The sequence below is a fragment of the Nocardioides sp. CFH 31398 genome (genome assembly GCF_022436705.1).
In the GTDB taxonomy this organism is placed as follows: domain Bacteria; phylum Actinomycetota; class Actinomycetes; order Propionibacteriales; family Nocardioidaceae; genus Nocardioides.
Window position 1 is genome coordinate 315,288 of record NZ_JAKUHT010000003.1, and the last position, 22,950, is coordinate 338,237.

Annotated in this window: 21 protein-coding genes and 1 tRNA gene; 12 read left to right on the top strand and 10 right to left on the bottom strand. The window is 74.6% G+C overall.

From position 1 onward, the window contains the following. Nucleotides 1–123: 123 nt before the first annotated feature. Both MJ876_RS03865 and MJ876_RS03870 read right to left on the bottom strand, forming a co-directional pair. A complete protein-coding gene (locus MJ876_RS03865; protein WP_240234749.1) occupies nt 124–1,053 on the bottom strand; it encodes an NADP-dependent oxidoreductase in 930 nt (309 codons plus the stop codon). Between the two features lie 58 nt (nt 1,054–1,111). Further along, nucleotides 1,112–1,582 (bottom strand): hypothetical protein, encoded by a 471-nt coding sequence (locus MJ876_RS03870; RefSeq protein ID WP_240234750.1) that lies wholly within the window; start codon nt 1,580–1,582, stop codon nt 1,112–1,114. A 62-nt stretch (nt 1,583–1,644) separates the two neighbouring features. Between MJ876_RS03870 and MJ876_RS03875 the strand changes: the two genes are divergently transcribed. After that, entirely contained in the window at nt 1,645–2,931 is a 1,287-nt protein-coding gene (locus MJ876_RS03875) for an AI-2E family transporter (RefSeq protein ID WP_240234751.1), read from the top strand. Further along, nucleotides 2,928–3,839: a P1 family peptidase gene (locus MJ876_RS03880; protein ID WP_240234752.1), complete on the top strand. Its 912-nt coding sequence runs from the start codon at nt 2,928–2,930 to the stop codon at nt 3,837–3,839. The genes MJ876_RS03875 and MJ876_RS03880 overlap by 4 nt, the downstream gene beginning before the upstream one ends. Before the next feature lie 7 nt (nt 3,840–3,846). Here MJ876_RS03880 and MJ876_RS03885 read toward each other — a convergent pair whose 3' ends face one another. Continuing rightward, nucleotides 3,847–4,026, bottom strand: a complete 180-nt coding sequence (locus MJ876_RS03885) for a hypothetical protein (RefSeq protein WP_240234753.1) — start codon at nt 4,024–4,026, stop codon at nt 3,847–3,849. A gap of 53 nt (nt 4,027–4,079) precedes the next feature. Here MJ876_RS03885 and MJ876_RS03890 point away from each other — a divergent pair, with 53 nt between their 5' ends. Then, nucleotides 4,080–4,715, top strand: coding sequence for a hypothetical protein (locus tag MJ876_RS03890; protein WP_240234754.1), 636 nt, complete (start codon nt 4,080–4,082; stop codon nt 4,713–4,715). An 80-nt stretch (nt 4,716–4,795) separates the two neighbouring features. On the opposite strand, the gene MJ876_RS03895 is transcribed toward MJ876_RS03890, so the two are convergent. The 3 genes from MJ876_RS03895 to MJ876_RS03905 are packed head-to-tail and all read right to left on the bottom strand — an operon-like array spanning nt 4,796 to nt 8,480. Further along, nucleotides 4,796–5,779, bottom strand: a complete 984-nt coding sequence (locus MJ876_RS03895) for a calcium/sodium antiporter (protein WP_240234755.1) — start codon at nt 5,777–5,779, stop codon at nt 4,796–4,798. A 26-nt stretch (nt 5,780–5,805) separates the two neighbouring features. After that, nucleotides 5,806–7,020: an MFS transporter gene (locus MJ876_RS03900; RefSeq protein ID WP_240234756.1), complete on the bottom strand. Its 1,215-nt coding sequence runs from the start codon at nt 7,018–7,020 to the stop codon at nt 5,806–5,808. Then, a complete protein-coding gene (locus tag MJ876_RS03905; RefSeq protein WP_374202454.1) occupies nt 7,017–8,480 on the bottom strand; it encodes an NAD(P)/FAD-dependent oxidoreductase in 1,464 nt (487 codons plus the stop codon). The genes MJ876_RS03900 and MJ876_RS03905 overlap by 4 nt, the downstream gene beginning before the upstream one ends. A 131-nt stretch (nt 8,481–8,611) precedes the next feature. Between MJ876_RS03905 and MJ876_RS03910 the strand changes: the two genes are divergently transcribed. Continuing rightward, nucleotides 8,612–10,759 (top strand): DEAD/DEAH box helicase, encoded by a 2,148-nt coding sequence (locus MJ876_RS03910; protein ID WP_240234758.1) that lies wholly within the window; start codon nt 8,612–8,614, stop codon nt 10,757–10,759. 64 nt (nt 10,760–10,823) lie between these two features. Then, the gene (locus tag MJ876_RS03915) at nt 10,824–11,504 is read left to right on the top strand and encodes a hypothetical protein (protein WP_240234759.1); all 681 of its coding nucleotides are present in this window, start codon (nt 10,824–10,826) and stop codon (nt 11,502–11,504) included. Between the two features lie 24 nt (nt 11,505–11,528). Here the strand turns inward: MJ876_RS03915 and MJ876_RS03920 are convergent, their stop codons facing one another. The 4 genes from MJ876_RS03920 to MJ876_RS03935 all read right to left on the bottom strand — a co-directional run bounded on the left by MJ876_RS03920 (nt 11,529) and on the right by MJ876_RS03935 (nt 13,476). Next, nucleotides 11,529–11,810, bottom strand: coding sequence for a hypothetical protein (locus MJ876_RS03920; protein ID WP_240234760.1), 282 nt, complete (start codon nt 11,808–11,810; stop codon nt 11,529–11,531). Continuing rightward, entirely contained in the window at nt 11,807–12,559 is a 753-nt protein-coding gene (gene aqpZ, locus MJ876_RS03925) for an aquaporin Z (RefSeq protein WP_240234761.1), read from the bottom strand. The genes MJ876_RS03920 and aqpZ overlap by 4 nt, the downstream gene beginning before the upstream one ends. A 127-nt stretch (nt 12,560–12,686) precedes the next feature. Beyond that, complete coding sequence (locus MJ876_RS03930) at nt 12,687–13,082, bottom strand: hypothetical protein (RefSeq protein WP_240234762.1); 396 nt, start codon at nt 13,080–13,082, stop codon at nt 12,687–12,689. A 307-nt stretch (nt 13,083–13,389) separates the two neighbouring features. Continuing rightward, nucleotides 13,390–13,476, bottom strand: a tRNA-Leu gene (locus MJ876_RS03935). A 184-nt stretch (nt 13,477–13,660) separates the two neighbouring features. Here MJ876_RS03935 and MJ876_RS03940 point away from each other — a divergent pair. From MJ876_RS03940 to pknB, 7 genes are read left to right on the top strand one after another with little or no spacing between them, the layout of a single operon-like run. Beyond that, the gene (locus MJ876_RS03940; RefSeq protein ID WP_240234763.1) at nt 13,661–14,434 is read left to right on the top strand and encodes a DUF3662 and FHA domain-containing protein; all 774 of its coding nucleotides are present in this window, start codon (nt 13,661–13,663) and stop codon (nt 14,432–14,434) included. Continuing rightward, nucleotides 14,427–14,915 carry an FHA domain-containing protein gene (locus MJ876_RS03945; RefSeq protein WP_240234764.1) on the top strand — a complete coding sequence of 163 codons (489 nt, stop codon included), beginning with the start codon at nt 14,427–14,429 and terminating at the stop codon, nt 14,913–14,915. Before MJ876_RS03940 ends, MJ876_RS03945 begins: the two co-directional genes overlap by 8 nt. 19 nt (nt 14,916–14,934) lie before the next feature. Continuing rightward, on the top strand, nt 14,935–16,518 hold the full coding sequence (locus MJ876_RS03950; RefSeq protein ID WP_240234765.1) for a PP2C family serine/threonine-protein phosphatase: 1,584 nt from the start codon (nt 14,935–14,937) through the stop codon (nt 16,516–16,518). Then, a complete protein-coding gene (locus MJ876_RS03955) occupies nt 16,515–17,924 on the top strand; it encodes an FtsW/RodA/SpoVE family cell cycle protein (protein WP_240234766.1) in 1,410 nt (469 codons plus the stop codon). The genes MJ876_RS03950 and MJ876_RS03955 overlap by 4 nt, the downstream gene beginning before the upstream one ends. After that, the gene (locus MJ876_RS03960; protein ID WP_240234767.1) at nt 17,921–19,378 is read left to right on the top strand and encodes a penicillin-binding protein 2; all 1,458 of its coding nucleotides are present in this window, start codon (nt 17,921–17,923) and stop codon (nt 19,376–19,378) included. Before MJ876_RS03955 ends, MJ876_RS03960 begins: the two co-directional genes overlap by 4 nt. After that, on the top strand, nt 19,375–21,138 hold the full coding sequence (locus tag MJ876_RS03965; RefSeq protein ID WP_240234768.1) for a serine/threonine-protein kinase: 1,764 nt from the start codon (nt 19,375–19,377) through the stop codon (nt 21,136–21,138). The genes MJ876_RS03960 and MJ876_RS03965 overlap by 4 nt, the downstream gene beginning before the upstream one ends. Next, nucleotides 21,135–22,937 carry a Stk1 family PASTA domain-containing Ser/Thr kinase gene (gene pknB, locus MJ876_RS03970; protein ID WP_240234769.1) on the top strand — a complete coding sequence of 601 codons (1,803 nt, stop codon included), beginning with the start codon at nt 21,135–21,137 and terminating at the stop codon, nt 22,935–22,937. Before MJ876_RS03965 ends, pknB begins: the two co-directional genes overlap by 4 nt. Nucleotides 22,938–22,950 lie beyond the last annotated feature (13 nt).

Genomic DNA, 22,950 nt, shown 5'->3' on the forward strand with positions numbered 1-22,950 from the left:
CTCACGCTGGTCGAGGTGTGAGGAGCGCCAGCGACGAGCCTCGAGACCCGGTGAGACGAGCGTCGGGCTGTCACCGGGTTTCGAGGCTCACTCCGTTCGCACCTCAACCACCGAGGGTCGGAGCTACGGGACGATGACCAGCTTCCCGCGCACGTGGCCCTCGCGGCTCGCGGCGAAGGCCTCGGAGACCTGGTCGAGCCCGAAGGTGCCGGCGACCTCGACGGTCAGCCTCCCGGCGGCGGCGAGCTCGCCCAGGCGGGCGGTCTCGCGGCCGTCGGGGCGGACCCAGACCCGCGAGCCGCCGTGCGCGGGGGCGTCGGGGTCGACGATGGACGCGTGGCGCCCGCCGCGCCGCAGGACGGCGAGCGTGGTCTCCAGCTGGCCGCCCACGAAGTCGGCGACGGCGTCCACCCCGTCGGGCGCGAGCGCGCGGACGGCGTCCACCAGGCCGTCGCCGTACGCGACCGGCTCGGCGCCCAGACCGCGCAGGTGGTCGTGGTTGCGCTCGGAGGCGGAGCCGATCACGCGGGCCCCGCGGGCGGTGGCGATCTGCACGGCCATGAGCCCGACACCGCCCGCCGCGGCGTGGACGAGGACGGTGTCGCCGGCGGCGACGGCCAGCCGGTCGAGCGTGCGGAGCGCGGTGCCGCCCGCGAGCGGCAGCCCCCCGGCCTGCTCCCACGAGAGCGCCGCGGGCTTGCGGGCCACGGCCGACACCGGCACGGCGACCCGCTCGGCGAACGTGCCGTGCTGGATGACGTCCTTGCGCGCGTAGGCCATGACCTCGTCACCCATCGCGAAGTCGGGGGTGTCGAGGCCGACGGCGACGACCACCCCGGCGACGTCCCACCCGGGGATGACCGGGAAGGCCGCCGGGATCATGCCGTCGAGGCCCCCCGTGGCGACCTTCCAGTCCACGGGGTTCACGCCGGCGGCCCGCACCTCGACCAGCACGGACGCCGGTGCCAGGCGGGGCTCGTCGACCTCGCGGACCTCGATCGCGCCGGGCTGCTCGGGGGTGTCGGTGAAGGCGTCGTACACGGCTGCGCGCATGCGTGGTCCTCTCGTCGGGGTGCGTCGGGAGTGTGTCGGGGGTGCGTCTGAGGCTGCGTCAGGGCTTGGGGAGCCCGAGGTGGTCGTACAGGTTGTCGGCGAACCGGTCCCCCATGCGGACGACGACCTGCGTCATCACCGCGGTCACGGCGGGCGCGGAGATCCGCGGGAGCGGCAGGTCGACGCACAGCTGGAGGTCGATGACGAGGTGGGTGCCGCCCTCGACCTCCGCCAGGTCGTAGCGACCCTCGGCGCCGGCCTTCTCGGTGTCGTCCGGCGGCTCGTGGGTGAAGGTGATGCTCTCCATCTCGGTGAAGTGCATCCGCTCGGTGAACTTCGGTGCGATCGACGTCGACAGGACCGGGATCTTCACCAGCCGCCAGGTCCACAGGTCGCCGTCCGGCGTGACCGACTTCAGCAGCGGGGTCAGCCTGGCCAGCAGGTCGGGGTCGGTGAGGACCTTCCAGATCTCCTCGCGCCCGGTCGGGACGACGGCCTCGGAGCGGTTGTGTGCCGTGAAGGTGGCCATCCGTCCATGGTGCCAGCGCCGCCACGGCCGCTCGCAGCCCGTGCAGGCCCTAGTGTCGAGACATGACGCCCGACGCCGCTCCGCCCGGTCCGGACCGCGCCGCCGTCCTCGACCGGGGGGCAGGGCTCGCGCAGCGCTGGGGCATCAGGCTCATCGTCCTCGCCGCGGTCCTCTACGTGCTCGGCTGGGCCATCGGGATGACCTGGGTGATCTGGTTCCCGGTTCTCCTCGCCATCCTGCTGTCGACCGTGCTGGCCCCGCCGGTGACCTGGCTGCGCCACCACAAGGTGCCGGACACCCTCGCCGCCGTCCTCGTCATGGTCGTCGGCATCGGGCTGATCGCCCTGCTCTTCATGTTCATGGTCCCGCAGATCATCGACGAGGCCCCGGGCATCGCGGACAGCGCGACCGGGGGTCTGTCGACCATCCAGGAGTGGCTGACCGAGGGCCCGCTCGGGCTGTCCGAGGAGCAGATCAACGGCTATCTGGCGGCGATCGCCGACCAGATCCAGTCGTCCGCCGACGTCATCTCCACCGGCGTCTTCGCGGGCATCAGCTCCGCGACGAACGCGGTCGTCAACCTGGCCATCATCCTCGTGCTGACCTTCCTGTTCATCAAGGACGGCCACCGCTTCCTGCCGTGGGTCGACCGGGTCGCCGGCCGCCGCGCCGGCCGTCACCTCACCGAGGTGCTCGGCCGGGTGTGGCGGACCATCGGGGGCTTCATCCGCACGCAGGCGGTCGTCTCGCTCATCGACGCCGTCATCATCGGCGTGGGCCTCGTGGTCGTGGGCGTGCCGCTCGCGATCCCGCTGGCGCTGCTGACCTTCTTCGGAGGCTTCATCCCGATCGTCGGTGCGATCGTGGCCGGCGCCCTCGCCGTACTCGTCACCGTCGTGACCAACGGCCCGGGCGACGCGCTCATCGTCCTGCTCATCATCCTCGCCGTGCAGCAGCTCGAGGGGAACGTGCTCTCCCCCTGGCTGCAGGGCAAGATCATGAACCTGCACGCCGCGATCGTCCTGCTCAGCGTCACCGCCGGCAGCACCCTGTTCGGCATCACCGGCGCCTTCCTCGCCGTCCCCGTCGTCGCGGCCGTCGCCGAGGTGCTGCGCTACCTGGACGACGAGACCACCGCCGTCACCGCCCCCGGCGCCGAACCCGGCCGCGCGCCCGACGCCGGGGACGTGGAGGCCCGCAAGCGCCGCGAGGAGGCCACCGTCGGCGTGTCCGACGCGGCGGTCGGCGACGACGTCGCCGACCCGGCGATCCCCGACACCCCGGCACGGCCCGACCGCGACGCCCCCTCCGGCAAGCCGGCGGCCCGGAAGCCCACGGACGGCGCGTGAGCGCTCCGGCCGTCGGCGTGGAGGGGACCGGCGTCGAGGGCGTCCGGGTCGGCCACTGGACCGACCCCGACGCCGCCACCGGCTGCACCGTGGTGCTGCTGCCCCCGACGGCGGTCGCCTCCTGCGAGGTCCGCGGCGGCGCGCCCGCCTCGCGGGAGACCGACGTCCTCGACCCGTCGCGCACCGTCGCGCACGTCGACGCCGTCCTGCTCACCGGCGGCTCGGCGTACGGTCTCGCAGCCGCCGACGGCGTGGTGCGGTGGTGCGAGGAGCAGGGCCTCGGCTACCCGACGCCCGCCGGACCCGTGCCGATCGTGCCCGCGCTCGGCCTGTTCGACCTCGGCGTCGGCGACCCCACCGTCCGCCCCGGACCGGAGCAGGGGTACGCCGCGTGCGCGGCCGCCACCGACGACGCCCCCGTGTCCGGGCGCCTCGGCGCCGGCACCGGTGCGATGCGTTCCCAGATGCGCGGACCCGGCCGGCTCCCCGGCGGGCTCGGGCACCACCGCCTCTCCCGCGAGGTCGGCGGGCGCACCGTCACCGTGGCCGCCCTGGTCGCCGTCAACGCCTTCGGGGACGTCGACCACGGCCACCCCGACACCACCGAGGGCGCGCTCGACGCCCTCGTCCTCGCCGCGGAGGCCATGGCCCAGGCGGCCCGCGGCCAGACCACCATCGGCGTCGTCCTCACCGACGCCCCCCTCGACAAGGCCGCGTGCCGCGTCGTCGCCCAGGGCGCCCACGACGGCCTGGCCCGCGCGCTCACCCCGCCCCACACCCGCGTCGACGGTGACGCGTTCGTCGCGGTCTCCACGACGGGTCCCACGACCGGGGTGCCGGTCGACGTCGTCCGGCTCATGGCGCTGGAGTGCGTCGCCCGGGCCGTGCGCTCGGTCGACGCGTCCTAGCGACCCGCTACTCGTCCTGCGGGGCGGTCTGCTCCCGGGCCTGCTGCTCGGCGAGCTTGGCGTGGAGCCGCTCGCGGACCTCGTCCGGCGTCAGCTGCGTGCGCCGCCGCTGGTCGCGGGTCACGACCGCACCCGTCGCGGCCACCCCGGCCAGCCCCGCCAGACCGACCCACTTCCACGCCTTCACGCGCGCCAACCTAGCCCTCCCTGCCGGGGCACGGCACTGGTTGACTGGCTCCCGTGACCGCCCCGGCGACGAAGCGCCTGCACCGCCCGGAGGGCCTCGACCTCGCCGAGGCCGTCGAGCTGACCCGCACCGGGGACCTGTGGCTCTTCCGCGGCAGCAGCGGCGCCGACCACGCGATCCGCGTCCTCACCAACGCGCCGGTCAACCACGTCGGGATGGCCGTCGTCCTCGACGACATGCCGCCGATGATGTGGCACGCCGAGCTCGGCAGGGGCCTCGTCGACCTCTGGACCGGCGACCACCACCGCGGCGTGCAGCTGCACGACCTCGGCGACGCCGTCCGCCGCTGGCACGACGAGTACGGCCAGCGCGCCTGGCTGCGCCAGCTCGTCCCCGAGGCGGGCCCCGACATGGAGGCGGCCGTCCTGTCGACGATCGCCCGCCTCGACGGGACGCCGTTCCCGCAGACGGCCTCCCTGCTGGGCCGCTGGGTCCGTGGCCGGGTCCGCCGGCCGGCGAAGGTCGAGGAGACGTACTGCGCCGAGGTCGTCGCCGCGACGTACACCGCGATGGGCCTGCTCGACGGCGCCCGCCCGACGAACTACTACGACCCCGGCCGCTTCTGGTCCGGCGACGAGCTCGAGCTCGTGGGCGCCGAGCTCGGCCGGGAGATCGACGTCCGGGTCTGACCCGCCGGTCGACCCGGACGGCCAGGACCGGGCGAAGCCCCCTGGCTGGCACTCACGACCCGCAGCGAGCCGTCTCGGGTTCAGGCGATCTCGCGCAGCAGGTAGCCCAGGTAGACGAGGTACGTCGCCACGAACACGCCGCCCTCCGCCCGACTGAGGCGCCTCCCGGTCACGAACGCCGGGACGGCGAGCACGGTGACCGCCACCAGCAGCGCGAGGTCGACGGCGAGGATCTCGCCGGGCACCGTGATCCGACCGGGCGCGAGGACAACGGTGGGTCCCAGGACCAGGGCGATGTTGATGATGCTCGACCCGACGAGGTTGCCGATGGCCAGGTCGCGCTCGCCGCGCAGGGTCCCGACCACCGTCGTCACCAGCTCCGGCGCCGAGGTCCCGATGGCCACCACGGTCAGCCCGACCAGGACGTCGCCGGCCCCGAGCGACGTCGCGACGTCGACGGCCCCGCCCACCAGCAGCTCCGAGCCGACGACCACCACGACGAGCCCGCCCACCAGGACCAGCACCTGCCGTCCGACGCCCGGACCGTCCGTGGCCGCCTCCACGGGCGGACCGGGGTCGTCCCCACCCCCGCCACCGCCGCGCAGCACCGGCACCAGGACCACGGCCAGGTAGCCGACGCCGTACGCCACGAGGACGACGCCGTCGGTCGTCGAGAGCTCGGCGTCGAGGCACAGCACCAGGAGCAGGACGGCGGCGCCGATCATCGCGGGCAGGTCGACGCGCAGCGTCCGGCCGTCGACGTCCACCGGCACGAGCAGCGCGGCCAGCCCGAGCACGAGCAGCAGGTTGACCAGGTTGGTGCCCACGATGTTGCCCACGGCGAGTCCGGCGTTGTCCTGCAGCGCCGCGTTCACCCCGACGGCGAGCTCGGGCAGGCTCGTGCCGATCGACACCACGGTGACGCCGACGACGAACGGCGGGACGCCCCACCGCGCCGCGAGCGACGACCCCCGGGCCACCACGACGTCCGCCCCGACCACGAGCAGCGCGAGCCCGGCGACCAGCACGACGGCGGCGATCAGCGGCGACATCACGGGGAGCACGGGCGGAGTCGACCACACCCGCCGTGTCAGCGGGCGCGCGACCTGCGCTCGCGGAGGCTTACGACGGCGGCGGCGAGGAGCGCCGCGGCGACGAGCGCGCCCACCCCGCTCGCGACCCCCGGCCAGGCGGCGGACTCCCACGCGAGACCCAGCAGCGCGCCGAACACGCTCGACCCGCCGTAGTAGGCCATGACGTAGAGGGCGCTGGCCCGGTCCGGGCGGCGCCCGCCGACGACCTGGGTCCAGCCGCTGGCGGTGGCGTGGGCGGCGAAGAACCCGCCGGTCAGGACGAGGACGCCGACCACGACGAGGGCCAGCACGTCGGGCAGCGTGAGCGCCACGCCCGCCCCCATCACCACGATCCCGGCCAGCAGCACCGGTGCGCGCCCGTGGCGGTCGGCCAGGCGACCGGCCCACGTCGAGGTCACGGTCCCGACGAGGTAGGCGAGGAAGACGAGGCCGCCCAGGGCGGCCGGCAGGTCGAACGGCGCCGACTGCAACCGGTAGGTCAGGTAGTTGTAGACCGCGACGAAGCCGCCCATGACGAGGAACGGGACCGCCACCAGCGCCAGCACCGACGGGTTCGCCAGCAGTCCGAGGGTGCCCGCCGCGGGGGCGGCGTCCGGCGGGGCGGGCGCCCGCGGCACGGTCGCGGGCAGCAGCCACCAGAACAGCGCCGTCGTCACCGCCGCCAGCAGCGCGACGGCCACGGTCGCCCACCGCCACCCGGCCAGGTCGACGACGCCCGAGCCGACCAGCCGGCCGGTGACGCCGCCGATGGAGTTGCCGGCGACGTACATGCCCATCGCCGCACCGAGCCCCGCCGGGTGCACCTGCGTGCCCACGTGGCTCATCGCGACGGCGACGATCGCGGCCAGGGCGACGCCGGTGGCACCGCGCACCCCGACGAGCACGCCGTACGCCGGCGCGAGCGCACCCAGGGCGGTCAGCAGCGTCGCCACGACGAGCGCGGCACGCATCGCCCGCACCGGCCCGACCCGGACGGCGACCGCCGTCGCCGGCACCACCGCGAGGGCCACCGCGCCGGTGGCGGCCGACACGCTCAGCCCGGCGCTCTCCGCGCCGACGCCGAAGTCCTCCGACAGCGCGGGCAGCAGCGGCTGGGTCGAGTACAGGATCCCGAAGGCGGCGAGGCCGGCGCAGACCATGGCGGCGTTCAGCCGCCGGAAGCCCGGTGTGCCCGGGCGGTGGCGGGGGTCGGCCGCGTCCCCGGCCGTCACCGGGCGGCCGGCTCCACGGGGTCGCCCAGCTCGGCGAGCACGGCCCGCGCGGCGCGCTCCCCGCTGACGAGCGCGCCCTGGATGGACGCCGTGTCGCGGTGGTCGCCAGCGAGGTGCAGGCCGGGCCGGCCGGGCACCGCGGTGGGCCGCCGCGTCGAGAGGGGGGCCGGCTGCGCGGGCAGCGCCAGGTCGACCTCGTGGGTCACCAGCAGCTGCCAGGAGTCCTCCGCGCCGCGCCGGGCGCCGAGGAGGCGCGCCGCGTGCCGGCGTACGTCGAGCTCCGTGGGACGGCGTCCGCCGCGACGGTCGAGCAGCGCCGACGCCTGCACCAGGTGGCGGCCGGGCGGGGCGTACGACGGCGCGGCGTGGCTGACGACCGCGGTGTTCACGACGGGCCCGGACGCCGGGTCGCCGGCGTCCACGTGCAGCAGGCCGCTGGCGGTGGGGGCCTCGTCGACCGCCCACCAGCAGGTGGTGACCCCGCGCGTCCGGGGGGCCGGGACCCCGGTGAGCGTCTCGGTGACCCGGGGGTCGGTCGCCACGACGACCGCCCGCGCCCGCAGCGCGCCGTCGGCGGTGCGGACCAGCGGGCTGGCCCCGCCGCGGTGCTCGAGCGCCGCGACCCGGCATCCGAGCCGCACCCGCTCGCCGAGCGGAGCCGCGAGCTGGGCCGGCAACGCCGCCATCCCGCCGGCCGGCAGCGACGGCCGCCCGGTGAGGAAGGAGCGGAGCAGCAGCAGGACGAACTGCGACGAGGTGGCCCCGGAGTCGTCGAGCACCACCCCGGACAGGAACCGCTCGAGCACCCGGCGCAGCTCGCCGGCCGCCCCGACGGCGTCGAGGGCGTCGGTCAGCGGCAGGTCGAGGGCGGGGTCGAGGCGGGAGGCGAGCGGTGGGCCGCCGGGGCGCAGCGCCTCGCGGGCGGTGTGCCGCAGCAGCGGTGCGGCCCAGCGGGTCAGCGCCACGGCGTCGCGCGGCGCCCGGCCCGCCCCCAGGGCGCCCCAGAGGGTGGCGGGCAGCGTCCCCGGCTCCCGCAGCGGGTCGCCCAGGGTCCTCGTCCGCCCGGTGGGCACGTCGGTGGCCACGACCCCGGCACCGAAGGGCTGCAGGCGCAGCGCGTCGACGTCGACCCAGCGGCGTACGGCGGGGTAGGCGGGGTTCAGCAGCTGGAAGCCGCGGTCGGCGAGGAAGCCGTCGACCCGGTCGGTCGCCACCCGGCCCCCCACGACGTCGGCGGCCTCGAGGACGACGACGTCCCGGCCGCGCTCGGCCAGGGCGCTCGCGCAGCGCAGCCCGGCCAGCCCGGCCCCCACGACGACGACCTCGGCATCGGTGCTCCCCCGCTCCACGGCCCCATCGTCCCCCATGCCCCCGACGAGGACGGGTGGTACCGTCTGTGTGACCGACGGCTCGCCGTCGGCCGGCCGCCCGCCAGGGCGTGCCGACAGGGGGAAGCACATCGCGGGCCCACGTGCCCGACCGTCCCCGACGGGATCAGGCGTCGTCACGGCGCCGCGAGCAGACCCGCGCACGACGGACCCGACCGAGGCAGCGCCTCGGGGGGCCGGGGTGTACGCGGAGGAGGAGCCAGGTGGCTCGGACACAGGAGAACCGTGCGGGTGGCGGTGCGCGCTCCAACGGACGGGGCGGCAACGCCCAGAAGCAGCGCCGCAACGGCAAGCCCCGCGACGAGGAGGGGATCCTCCCCGTCCTCGCCCGCGCCGTGCGCGAGGTCGAGTCGCGGGCGCAGCGGCGCCACCTGAACGCCGACCAGCGCACGACCTTCCAGGTCGTCGCCATGCTGGCCCGCGAGGAGCGCACCCGCGTCAAGGCCGACACCGAGCTGAGCGAGGCCCGCCGCGCCGAGCAGCTGAAGCGGCTCGACGGCATCGCCACGATCCTCGCCAAGACGGCGACCACGGACAGCACCCTGTTCACCCTGCTCGGCGACGACGTCGAGATCACCGCCGACGCCCGCGCGCTGCGCCGCGAGATGCTCGAGGCCGCCGGCATGGCCGTCGCCGACGAGCGCCCCGCCGGCGACCCGACCGGCGACGCCGACGCCGCCGTCGACCGCCAGGTCGTGCCCCGCTCCGTCGTCCGGCGCCAGCTGGCCAACCCCTTCCAGCCGCCCGAGTACGTCGACGTCACCGACCTGCCCACCCCCGCCCGCCGGCTGGCGTCCTGGGAGCTGCTGGGCCCGCTGTTCGAGTCCTTCGAGCGCGCCGCCGACGGCAAGGCCTCCTCGATGGAGCTGCCGGAGCCCGTGTCGCGCCGGACGCCGTCCGGGCTGGAGCTCATGGAGCACCAGGCCGAGCTGGTCGCCGCCGCGGAGAAGGGCCACCGCACCTTCCTGCTCGCCGACGAGCCGGGCCTCGGCAAGACCGCCCAGGCGCTGCTCGCCGCGCAGGCCGCCCGCGCCTTCCCGCTGCTGGTCGTGGTGCCGAACGTCGTGAAGTCCAGCTGGGTCCGCGAGGCCCGGCACTGGACGCCGGGCCGCACCGTCACCGCGATCCACGGCGACGGCCACGACCTCGACGCCTTCGCCGACGTGGTCGTCGTCAACTACGACGTCCTGGACCGCCACGTCGGGTGGCTCGGCGAGTTCGGGTTCCGCGGGATGGTCGTCGACGAGGCGCACTTCATCAAGAACCGCTCCTCCCAGCGGTCCCGCAACGTCCTGCGCCTCTCCCAGCGCATCCGCGAGCGCCGCGCCCGGCCGCTGCTGATGGCGCTGACGGGCACCCCGCTGATCAACGACATCGAGGACTTCCGCGCGATCTGGCAGTTCCTCGGCTGGATCGACGAGAAGGCGCCGACGCCGTGCCTGATGGGCAAGCTGGAGGACACCGGCCTCACGCCGATCGACCACCAGTTCTCCGGCGCGGCCCGCCGCTGCGTCATCGACATGGGCATCGTGCGCCGTCGCAAGGTGGACGTGGCCAGCGACATCCCGGCCCGCCGGGTCGCGGACCTGCCGGTCGAGCTGGACGACGAGGTGGGCCGCTCCATCAAGGCCGCCGAGCGCGAGCTCGCCACCCGCATGGTCGGCCGGTACGACGCCGCCATGGCCGCCCGCGGCACGCCGTCCGCGGACCTGGACCTCGACCTGGTCCACGCCATCGCCGTCAGCGAGCGCAAGGACTCCGAGAGCTCGAAGACCGGCGAGAACGTGTTCGGCATGATGCGCCGCATCGGCCGGGCGAAGGCCGGCCTGGCCGCGGACTACACCGCCCAGCTCGCCCACAGCGTCGGCAAGGTCGTCTTCTTCGCGAAGCACATCGACGTCATGGACGCCGCCGAGGACGCGCTGTCGTCCCGCGGCATCCGCTACACCTCGATCCGCGGCGACCAGACCGCCGCCCAACGCCAGGCCGCCATCGACGGGTTCACCACCGACCCCGACGTGCAGGTCGTCGTCTGCTCCCTCATGGCCGCCGGTGTCGGGCTCAACCTCCAGGTCGCCTCGGACGTCGTCCTCGCCGAGCTGTCCTGGACCGACGCCGAGCAGACCCAGGCGATCGACCGCGTCCACCGCATCGGCCAGGACCGCCCGGTCACGGCCTGGCGGATCATCGCGGCGCAGACGATCGACGCACGGATCGCCGAGCTCATCGACTCCAAGGCCGGCCTGGCGTCCCGTGCGCTCGACGGCACGGACGACGAGACCGGATCGTCGGCCGACGTCCAGGTGCAGGCGCTCGAGGCGATGCTCGTCGAGGCCCTCCGGGCGCGCTGACTCCCCGGCCACCGGGTCCCCTCGTGGGACGATGACCCCTCGACGTCGAGCTCGGGGGGTCACGATGGTCAGGACGGCGGGAGCGGCGACGCTCCTCGTGCTCGCTGCGGCGCTGGCCGCCTGCGGCGGCGACGGGGCCGACGGGGAGGACGGGTCGTCCTCGACGTCGAGCCAGGAGACCGAGGACAGCCCCCCGGCGGAGCAGTCCGAGGAGCAGTCCGAGGAGCAGTCCGAGGACGAGGTCACCGCGGACACGCCACCGACCCCGCCCGGCACGGTGCTCGAGCCCGACGAGACCGCGGTGGTCGAGATCCCGTACATCGGGGGCGGGCGCGGTCTCTACACGGTGGACCTGGTCTCGGTCACCGAGCAGCCCCTGTCGAAGCTGCCGCCCGACATCCCCGCCGAGCCGGGCTCGACGCTCTGGTACGTCGACCAGGACTGGACCATGGTCGACCGGGGCAACGGCTCGGTCACCGGCATGAACCTGTCGAGCCACACCTCGGTGTCGGTGGGTCGGGACCAGCAGGTCCCCATGCTGCTGCTGGCCGACACCCCCGGCTGCTCGGTCGCCCAGTTCATCACCGAGGACGGCCGCTCGGGCCGGACCCGGGAGAGCTGCAGCGCCTACCTGCTGGCGAAGGGCGAGCAGATCGAGCAGGTGTGGTTCTTCGAGTTCGAGTCGGACTACGACTTCTCCACCGGGGGCAGCCCGGTGCGGTGGCGGGTCGACGGCACGGCCTGACCCGCCAACGCTCCCGGACCGCCCTCAGGCGGAGGCCAGCCGCGGGCCCGGCGAACCGGGGCGCGCCGCGAGGAGGCACCCGCCGGCGGGGCGGTTGAGGTGCGGGACGAGGTCGTCGGTCACGGAGTCGACCATGGCGAGCACGACGCCCGGTCGGAGCCGCTCCCGCGCCAGCTCGGCCCGCAGGAGGCGGAGGTCCAGGCGCAGGTCCGCGCTGGCCCGGGCGCTCAGGCCCGCGGCCGCGGCGGCGATCTGCGCGACGTGGACGAACAGCTCCGCCTCCTGCGCGAGGCCGTCGTGGCTCACGCGGTGGTCTCCGCGGAGCCGCCCTCGACCTCGACGCCGGCGCGGCGGACGCCGGTCACGGCGGCGTAGGTGAGGCCGGCGAGCAGCGCACCGACGACGGGGGCGACGACGAACAGCCACACCTGGCCGAGCGCCTCGGGGTTGAAGAACGCGACCGCGAGCGAGCGGGCCGGGTTCACCGAGGTGTTGGTGACCGGGATCGAGACGAGGTGGATGGCGGTGAGGGCGAGGCCGATGGCGAGCGGGCCGAAGCCGGCGGGGGCGCGCTTGTCGGTGACGCCGAGGATCACGTAGAGGAACCCGACGGTCAGCACGGTCTCGACGACGGCCGCGGCGAGCAGGCCGTACCCGCCGGGCGAGGCGGCGCCGTAGCCGTTGGTGGCGAAGCCGTCCGCGGTGGTGAACCCGGGCGCGCCCGACGCGACCACGTAGAGGATGCCGGCCGCGGCGGTGCCGCCCACGACCTGCGCCACGACGTACCCGGGGACGTCGCGCCACTCGAAGCGGCGGGCGATCGCGAGACCGACGGTGACCGCCGGGTTGAAGTGGCCACCGGAGACGTGGCCGATGGCATAGGCCATCGTCACCACGGCCAGGCCGAAAGCGAGCGCGACGCCGGCGAAGCCCACGTCGTCCCCGGCGAGCACGGCGGTGCCGCACCCGACGAGCACCAGCCAGCCGGTGCCGAGCGCCTCGGCGGCGAGGCGGTGGGACGTGCGGGGCGTGGTGGTCGCAGCGGCGCGACTCATGGGGGTGTCCTCCCGTGGTCCGGTGCCCCGGCCTCTCCGGGGCGTTCCGGAGCTCAGTCGTGCACGAGACACCGATCGGCACGCGATCCGCCGGGTGATCCCCGTCTCACCCCGGGCGGGCGGGGAGTCAGGTCAGGCAGGACGGATCGAGGCCGGGCACCGGGTCCCCGACGGGTTCCGGCCCGGCGCCCGGCTCGGGACGCGCCTCGGCGAGGCTGCGCGCGACGCCCAGGGGCAGCTCGGGGGACATGACCTCGATCACGGAGTCGACGACGGCGGTGACGACCGCCGGGCGGACGCGGCCGCGGTCGCACTCGGTGCGCAGCACCGCGAGGTCGTCCTGGACCTCGTCGCGCCGACGCGCGGACAGGCTGGACAGCGTGAGGGCCACCTGCGCGAGGTGGGCGAACATCAGCACCTGCGTCCGCAGGTCGCCGCCGCCGGTCGCGGCCGGCTCCGGGGCACCGTTGTTGTTCGCGGTGTCGGCACCGGGGCACGGCTGGCGCCGCCGTCGGGGTCGCACGGGGCGACGCTGCTCGAGGCGGTCCGGCTGGTCGGGTCGTGGCCTGGTGATGGGTCCTCCCTGGTCGGGTTCCGTTCGTTGTCGGAACTACTCACGGATTGGTCGTGCCGGGTCGCCGGTTCCTCACAGGTTCCACCCGGTGACCTCCGTCATGCCCCCCGGCCGGCACCCGTGTCGACGACTCCTGCCGGGCACGCGACCGACAGCCACTGCCACAGCCACCAGCGCCGGTGGGCGCGGCGGGACGAGGGGAGCCCTGACTGGGACGCACGACGGCCCCGGTCCACTGGACCGGGGCCGTCGTGTCTGGTGCGCGAGGGGGGAGTTGAACCCCCACGCCCTTTCGGGCACACGGACCTGAACCGTGCGCGTCTGCCTATTCCGCCACTCGCGCCAGAAGCCCGGCGAGCGTATCCCAGCGGTTCCGACATGCCCAAACCGGGCCGAGTAGGGCCACGTGGACGACCCCGACCCGGATACGATCGCACCCGACCCGGCTCGACCCGGGCGCCAGCGTGCTGCCCGACGGGCGTCTGAGGCGGCACCATGACGCACGACCAGGACGAGGAGGAGGTGCCGTGGGACGGCTGCAGAACTTCGAGAACAAGCTGGAGCAGGCCATCTCGGGGGTCTTCGCCCGCGCCTTCCGCAGCGCCGTCCAGCCGGTCGAGATCTCCGCGGCCCTGCAGCGCGAGGTCGACAACAACGCGCAGATCCTGAGCCGCGACCGCCGCCTCGTGCCCAACGACTTCCACGTCGAGCTGTCGCCGTCCGACCTGGAGCGGCTGGCGCCGTACGACTCCGCGATGGCCCGCGAGCTCACCGACACGCTGCGCCAGCACGCCGAGCAGCAGAGCTACGTCTTCCCCGGCCCGGTCTCCATCGCGTTCGAGGCGGCGGAGGACCTCACCACCGGCCGCTTCCGCATCCGCAGCCGCGCCCAGGCGAAGGTCACCGGCCGCGACGACGTCCCCGCCGACGGGTACGACGAGCGCGGCGGCCACCCCGGTCAGGGCGGCTACGGCCAGAGCCGCACCGCGCGGGCGGTGCTCGAGGTCAACGGCACCCGGCACGCGCTGCGGGCCCCGGGCCTGGTCGTGGGCCGCGGCACCGACGCCGACGTCCGCATCAACGACCCCGGCATCAGCCGGCGCCACATCGAGTTCCGCGTGGGCGAGGGCCGCGCCGACCAGGGCAGCCCCCTGCACCTGTCGGTCCGCGACCTCGGTTCCACCAACGGCATGACCGTCGACGGCGTGCGCGTCGCCCAGTCACCCCTGGGCCACGGGTCGACGGTGAAGATCGGCAACACGACGATGACCGTCACGGTCGAGGACGGCCCCCGTGTCTGAGCTGACCCTGTTCCTGATCCGCTTCGCCTACCTGGCGATCCTCTGGATCTTCGTGCTCTCGGCGATCTCCGTCATCCGGTCCGACATGTTCGGCGCCCGGGTGCCCGACACCGGTCGCGGCCGGCTCGGTCGCAAGGAGAAGGCGGGCCGGACGCCGAAGGCGGCGAAGGGTCCGTCGCGGCGGCGCGGCGCGCCCACCCACCTGCTCGTCGTGGAGGGCAGCAACGCCGGCGAGCGCGCCGAGCTCGCCGACGCCCCGCTGCTGATCGGCCGCGGCAACGACGCGGCCATCCGCCTGGACGACGACTACGCCTCGACCCGGCACGCCCGGGTCGCGGCGTACGAGGACGAGTGGTTCGTCGAGGACCTCGGGTCCACGAACGGGACCTACATCGGCAGCGCCCGCATCACCCAGCCCACCACCATCACCCTCGGCGTGCAGGTGCGCATCGGGAAGACGATCCTCGAGCTGAGGAAGTGACGGCAGGAGTGACGTCCCGATGACCTCCGTCCCCCCCGGCGCCCCCGACCCGACCCCCGGCGGTCCGGGCGAGCAGCTGTCGCCCGAGCAGGCGGCGATCCAGCCGCGTACCGAGCCGCTGGAGGTCCCGCCCTCCCCCGACGACGACACGATGCAGTCGGGCGACGGGATGATCACGCCGGGCACGCTGCGCCTGTCCTTCTCGGCCGTGTCCGACGTGGGGCGGGTCCGCAAGGACAACCAGGACTCCGGGTACGCCGGCGCATGGCTGCTCGCCGTCTGCGACGGCGTCGGCGGCGGCGCGCGCGGCGACATCGCCTCCTCCACCGCGATCTCCCAGCTCCGTCGCCTCGACGAGGCGCCCGGCGAGGACCTGCTCGGCCTGGTGGCGGGCGGCCTGCACCGGGCGCACGACCGGATCGCGGAGCTGGTCGACGAGGACCCCGCGCTCAACGGCACCAGCACCACGGCGACGGTCGCCCTCTTCGACGGCACCCGCGTCGGCGTCGCGCACGTCGGCGACAGCCGCGCCTACCTGATGCGCTCGCGCACCCTGACCCAGCTCACGCGCGACCACACGTTCGTCCAGAGCCTCATCGACGAGGGCCGCATCACCGAGGAGGAGGCGCGGACCCACCCGCACCGCAACCTGATCCTCAAGGCGCTGGACGGGATGCGGGACCCGGAGCCCGACCTGTTCGTCGTCGACCTCGCGGTCGGCGACCGGCTCTTCCTGTGCAGCGACGGCGCCTGCGGCGTCCTGGACGACGCGACGATGCTCGGCATCCTCGCCGACGGCACGCCGGACTCGGCGGCGCTGGAGATGGTGCAGGCGGCGCTGGCCGCCGGCAGCACCGACAACGTGACCTGCGTGGTCGCCGACGTGGTGCCCGTCGACCTCCCGCCCGAGCCGGGCTCCGCCGCCGTGGACGAGAGCGGCGCGCTGGCGCCGCTGCTCGTCGGCGCGGCGTCCGAGCTGCCCCGCCGCGGGGGCGGCAGCGGCACCCGCTCCATCGCCCTGTTCCGCGGCCACCGCGGGAGCGGCGAGGCCACGTCGGAGGAGCGCGAGCTGCCCGCGGAGGCGCCGCACGCCATCTCCTCGGACCCCATCGACCCCGAGCGCGCCCGCTACGCGCCGCGTCCGCCGCGGCGGTTCCTGTGGCTGCGCCGGCTGCTGGTCGCGGCCGTCGTGGTCGGCGTCCTGTGGGCCGCGGGCGCGGCGCTGTGGTCGTGGACCCAGTCGCAGTACTACGTCGGCGAGGCCGGCGGCGTCGTGACCATCTACCGCGGCCTGAACGCGGAGGTCCCCGGCATCGACCTGTCCAGCCCCCTCGAGGAGAGCGACATCCCCCTCGAGGAGCTGCCCTCCACCGACGCCCAGGCCGTCCGCAACGGCATCGAGGCCGACGACCTGGAGGACGCCCGGGCGACCGTGGACGACCTCGCCGGGCTGCGCTCCGAGGGCTCGGGCGGCCTGAAGCCCGAGAACGACCCGAGCGAGCAGCCCAGCCAGGACCCCAGCCAGGACCCGAGCCAGCAGCCCAGCCAGCAGCCGAGCCAGGGCTCGACGGGCCAGCCCGACCAGCAGGGGAGCACCCGGTGAGCCAGGCCGACAGCGGTCCCCAGGTCGTGCACCGCCGCCGGCGGGGCGCGGAGCTGTTCCTCCTCGTCGTCGCCCTGCTCGTCGGTCTCGGCGCGTACGCCGCCGTGGGTCTCGGCATGGAGGGGACCATCCCGGCGGACATGCTCACCTACGGCGGCTGGCTGACCGTGATGGTCGCCGCCTGCCACGTCGTCGTCCGCTTCGTCGCCCCGTGGGCCGACCCGGTGCTGCTGCCCGTGGTGGCGGCGCTGAACGGCCTGGGCCTCGCGGTGATCCACCGCCTCGACCTCACCTACGGCGAGCTGGGGCAGAAGGACGACTACGCCCAGCAGCAGCTGATCTGGATGACGCTGGGCGTCGTGCTGTTCCTGGCCACGCTGCTGGTGCTGCGCGACCACCGCACCCTGCAGCGGTTCACCTACACCTCGGGCCTGCTCGCGATCCTCCTCCTGCTGCTGCCGCTGATGCCGGTCATCGGCACCGAGATCAACGGCGCCCGGATCTGGATCAACGTCGCCGGCTTCAGCTTCCAGCCCGGCGAGATCGCGAAGGTCCTGCTCGTGGTGGCCTTCGCCGGCTACCTCGTCCTGCACCGTGACGCCCTCGCGCTCGCCGGCAAGCGGCTGCTGTTCGTCGACCTTCCCCGCGGGCGCGACCTCGGCCCGATCCTCGGGATGTGGCTGATCAGCCTCGGCATCCTCGTCTTCCAGCGGGACCTGGGCTCGTCCCTGCTGTTCTTCGGGCTCTTCCTGGTGATGCTGTACGTCGCCACCGAGCGGCCCGGCTGGCTGGTCGTCGGCGGCACCCTGTTCGCCGCGGGGGCGTTCGCGGGCTACCAGGCCTTCGGTCACGTCCGGCAGCGCTTCGACCTGTGGCTGGACCCGTTCGAGTACTACGGCGAGGGCACGAACGACCTGGGGCGCCAGTCGGTCGAGACCCAGTTCGGGATGGGCTGGGGCGGCCTCATCGGGCGCGGCTTCGGCAACGGCCGCCCCGAGCTGATCCCCTACGCCAACTCCGACTTCATCTTCGCCGCCATCGGCGAGGAGCTCGGCCTGACCGCCGTCATGGCGCTCCTGGTCTGCTACGGCCTGATCGTGGAGCGCGGCCTGCGCACCGCCGTCACCTGCCGCGACGGCTTCGGCAAGCTCGTCGCCACCGGCCTGGCGATCACGTTCGCCCTGCAGGTCTTCGTGGTCGTGGGCGGCGTCACGGGCCTGATCCCGCTGACCGGCCTCACCACCCCGTTCCTCTCGTACGGCGGGTCGTCGCTGGTCGCCAACTGGGTGATCGCGGCGCTGCTGCTGCGGATCTCCGACCAGGCCCGGCGTCCCCTGCCGTCGATGCTGGGCACCGAGCCCGACCCCGCGCCCGACGCCGAGGAGACCCAGGTGGTGAAGCTGTGAACCGCCCGATCCGCACCCTCGCCGTCTTCTGCCTGTTGCTGTTCGGGGCGCTGATGGTGAACGCGACCGTGATCCAGTACGTCGACGCCGGCGAGCTGAACGCCAACCCGTCCAACCGCCGCGTCGTGGACGCCACGTTCTCCCGCGAGCGCGGCGACATCCTCGTCGGCCGCGAGCCCATCGCGCGCTCGGTGCCGAGCGACGACGAGTTCGAGTACCAGCGCGAGTACCTCGCGCCGTTCCGCTACGCCCACGTCAGCGGCTACTTCTCCTACTTCAGCCAGACCGGCATCGAGCGCACCCAGAACTCCGTGCTCTCCGGCGACGACTCCCGCCTCTTCGTCACCCGGCTGGTCGACATGGTGTCGAACTCCGAGCCCGTCGGCGGCTCCGTCGAGCTGACCCTCGACGACGGCGCGCAGACCGCGGCGTACGAGGGGCTCGAGGCGCTCGGGCCCTCCACGCAGGGCTCCGTGGTGGCCATCGAGCCGTCCACCGGCAAGGTCCTCGCGATGGTCTCGTCGCCGTCGTTCGACACGAACCGCTTCGCCGACCACGACTTCGGCCGGCTCAACGACACCTTCGAGGAGCTGGACGCCCGCGAGGACGAGCCGCTGCTGAACCGGGCCATCCAGACGACGCTGCCCCCGGGGTCGACGTTCAAGATCGTCACGGCCGCCGCGGCGCTGGAGCAGGGCATCGCGACGGCCGCGGACGACCCGGTGCCGGGTGGTCCGTCGTACCAGCTGCCGCTGACCGACATCTCCGTCGAGAACGGCGGCCGCGACTGCGGCTCCGGCGACATCCCCTTCACCCAGGCGATGGAGCAGTCGTGCAACACGACGTTCCTCGCGCTCGCCGACCAGATCGGCGTCGAGGACATGCAGGAGCAGGCCGAGAAGTTCGGCTTCAACTCCGAGTACCTCGAGGACCTGCCCCTGCAGGCGGAGTCCCGCTACCCGGGCACCCTCGACGAGCCGCAGACGGCGCTGTCGGGCATCGGGCAGTCGGACGTCGCCGCCACCCCCCTCCAGATGGCCATGGTGGCGGCGGGCATCGCCAACGACGGCGTCGTGATGAAGCCGTACCTCGTCGACGAGGTGCGTTCCCCCGACCTCGACGTGCTCGACCGGACCGACCCGAGCGAGCTGTCCGAGGCCACGAGTCCCGAGACCGCCGAGGTGATCACCCAGATGATGGTCAACACCGTGAGCGTCGGCACCGCGACGCCCGCCGCGATCCCCGGCATCGACGTCGCCGGGAAGACCGGCACCGCCGAGAGCGCCCCGGGGCGCCCGCCGTACGCGTGGTTCGTGTCCTTCGCTCCCGCCGAGGACCCGCAGGTCGCGGTGGCGGTCCTCGTCGAGGCCCCCGGCGGCCAGCAGGAGATCGCCGGAGGCACCCTCGGGGGCCCGATCTCCCGGGCCGTGACCGAGGCGGTGATCGACCAGTGAGCGGCTTCGGCGACGGCTCCGGCGGCGAGACCACGGGCCAGCAGGTCCCCCGCCCGCCGGACGGCTACGCCGACGACGCGCACCGCTACCGCCTCGACTCCCGCATCGCCACCGGCGGCATGGGCGAGGTGTGGCTGGCGACCGACGAGACGCTCGGCCGTCGCGTCGCGGTCAAGCTGCTGAAGAACGAGCTCGCGGACGACGCGGGCTTCCGCACCCGCTTCGAGACCGAGGCCCGCAACGCCGCCCGGCTGCAGCACCCGGGTGTCGCCGGCGTCTTCGACTACGGCGAGGGCGCGCCGCGCGACGGCTCGACCAACCCGCGGCCCTACCTCGTCATGGAGTACGTCGACGGCCAGCCGCTGTCGGCGCTGCTGCGGCCCGACGCCCCGATGCCCGCCCCGGTGGCGGTGGAGCTGCTCGCGCAGACCTCCGAGGCGATCGGCGCGGCCCACGCGGCGGGGATCGTCCACCGCGACGTGAAGCCGGCGAACCTCCTCGTCACGGCCGACCGCAAGATCAAGATCACCGACTTCGGCATCGCCCGCGCCGCGGAGGGTGTGGCGCTGACCCAGACCGGCCAGGTCATGGGCACCCCGCAGTACCTCGCGCCCGAGCAGGCCGAGGGCAAGCAGGCGACCCCCGCCTCCGACGTGTACTCGTTGTCCTGCGTGGCCTTCGAGTGCCTGACCGGGCGCCGACCCTTCACCGGCGAGTCGTCGGTGGCGGTGGCGCTGGCGCACCTGCGCGAGCCGGTGCCGGAGCTGCCGGACTTCGTGCCCGACGACCTGGCGGCCGTCGTCCGCCGGGGCCTGTCGAAGAAGCCCGAGGAGCGCTACGCCGACGGCTACGAGTTCGCCCGCGCCCTGCGCGACCCCGCGGCCTACCGCGGTCCCGCCGGTGGCCCCGTCGGCGCCGGTGGCGGCGCGGGAGCGGCCGGCGGCGTCGGGGCCGGTGGCGTCGCCGCGGCGGGGGCCGCGGGGGCCGCGGTCGGTGGACTCGCCGGAGCGGCCGCCTTCGGTGGCGGCGACGACCGGACGACGGGCCTGCCGGCCGACGGTGGCACCGGTGCGGGTCCGGCGTACGACGCCGAGCGGACCTCGGTAATGCCCGCGACCGGCAGCCAGCCGGCGTCGGGCGGCGCCACCCGGGCCACGTCCGTCGGTGCCGGCGACGGGCCCTCGCAGCGGCCCGTGCCGCCCCCGGACTCGGCGTTCCGCACCACGACGACCGAGGAGCGCCCGCGGCGCAAGAAGGGCGTGCCCGGCTGGGTCCCCTTCGCCGTCTTCGTCGCCGCGGCGCTGCTGGCCGTCGGCGTGGTCGCGCTCGTCTTCAGCGGCGGTGACGACGACACCGAGCCGGACCGGCCCCGTGACCGCAACACCCAGCAGACGCCGAGCGACACCCCGACCACCGAGGACACCACCGAGGCCCCGACCCCGACCGAGGAGCCGACCCCGACCGAGGAGCCGACCCCCACGGAGGAGCCCACCACCGAGGAGCCGACGACCCCCACGGAGGAGCCGACCACCGAGGAGCCCACCGAGGAGCCCACCGAGCTCGAGCCGACGGACGTCGAGCCGCCGGAGGACGGGCCCGGGGCGCAGGGGCCGGGCGGCCCCGGTGCCCCCGGCGGTCCCGGTGGTCCGGACGGCGAGCCCGGCCCGGGCAGCGTGCTGCAGGACGGCTCCGGCCGCGGGTCGTCCCCGTCCTCCCCGTCCTCCCCGTCGGCCACGGAGAGCCCGGGTGACGGCCCGTGACCACGACCCCGGGGTCAGGCGGACCGGTCGTCGGCGGGCGCTACGAGCTCGGCGAGCTCCTGGGCCGTGGCGGCATGGCGGAGGTCCGCAAGGGCACCGATGCCCGGCTCGGCCGGGTGGTCGCGGTCAAGCGCCTGCGCACCGACCTCGCCAGCGACGCGACCTTCCAGGCGCGCTTCCGTCGTGAGGCCCAGTCGTCCGCCTCGCTGAACCACCCCGCGATCGTGTCGGTCTACGACACCGGCGAGGAGCTGTCGACCGACGGCAGCGACGTCGCCCAGCCCTACATCGTCATGGAGTACGTCGCGGGGCGGACCCTGCGCGAGGTCCTGGCCGAGGGCCGCAAGATCCTGCCCGAGCGCGCCCTCGAGATCACCTCGGGCGTGCTGTCGGCCCTCGACTACAGCCACCGCGCGGGGATCATCCACCGCGACATCAAGCCCGGCAACGTCATGCTGAACCCCGCCGGCGACGTCAAGGTCATGGACTTCGGCATCGCCCGGGCGGTCTCCGACGCCTCGTCGACGATGACGCAGACCGCCGCGGTGGTCGGCACCGCCCAGTACCTCTCCCCCGAGCAGGCCCGCGGCGAGACCGTCGACTCCCGCTCGGACGTCTACTCCACCGGCTGCCTGCTGTACGAGCTGCTGACCGGCAGGCCCCCGTTCGTCGGCGACAGCCCCGTCGCCGTGGCCTACCAGCACGTCCGCGAGCCGGCGACCCCGCCGTCGCAGTTCGAGGACGACCTCGACCCCGAGGTCGACGCCATCGTCATGAAGGCCCTCGCGAAGCGGGTCGAGGACCGCTACCAGAGCGCCGCGGCCATGCGCTCCGACATCGAGCGCTACCTGGCGGGCCGCCCCGTGCAGGCCCCCGCGGTCGTCGCGGCCGCGCCGGCGCCGATCGCCGACGTGCCGACCTCGAGCATGACCACGACCTCGGGCCCGCTGGAGGAGAAGGAGGAGGGCTCGGGCGCCCGCACCGCGTGGTTCGTGCTGCTCGCCCTGCTCCTGATCGCCCTCGTCGGGGTCGGCGCCTACTTCGCGCCCCGCCTGTTCGAGCGCGAGCCGGACCCCGTCAGCGTCCCCGACGTCACCGGCCTGACCGAGACCCAGGCCCGCCAGGAGCTCGGCAACGCCGGCCTCGGCGTCGCCGAGCCCGACTACCAGCCCGACCCCGACGTGCCCGCGGACCGGGTGATCAGCCAGGACCCCGCCGGTGAGGACGCCGTCGAGCCCGGCACGGAGATCACCCTCGTGGTCTCGGAGGGCCCGCCGGAGGTCCAGGTGCAGAACGTCGTCGGGCAGACCCGTCAGACGGCGCGGCAGACGCTGCGCGGCCAGGGCCTGCGCGTCACGTTCGAGACCGTCGACTCCGACGAGGACCAGGGCGAGGTGGTGGGCACCGACCCCGAGGCGGGCGCCACCGTCGCCGAGGGCACCCAGGTCACCGTCAGCGTGTCCGACGGCCCGAACTCGATCCCGAACGTCGTCGGCCAGCAGCAGGAGACCGCCCAGCAGGCGGTCGAGGCCGAGGGCTTCGTCGTGACCATCGCGGTCGACGCCGAGAGCACCGAGCCCGCCGGCACCGTCGTCCGCATGTCGCCGGAGGGTGACACCCCCGCCCCCCAGGGCACCGAGGTCGTCCTGTTCGTCTCCGAGTACGTGGAGCCCCCGCCGCCGTCGATCGGTCCTCCCGACGGCGACGACGACGGCGGCAACGGCGGAGGCAACGGCAACGGCAACGGCAACGGCAACGGCAACGGCAACGGCAACGGCAACGGCAACGGCAACGACTGATGCCCCCCCCCGG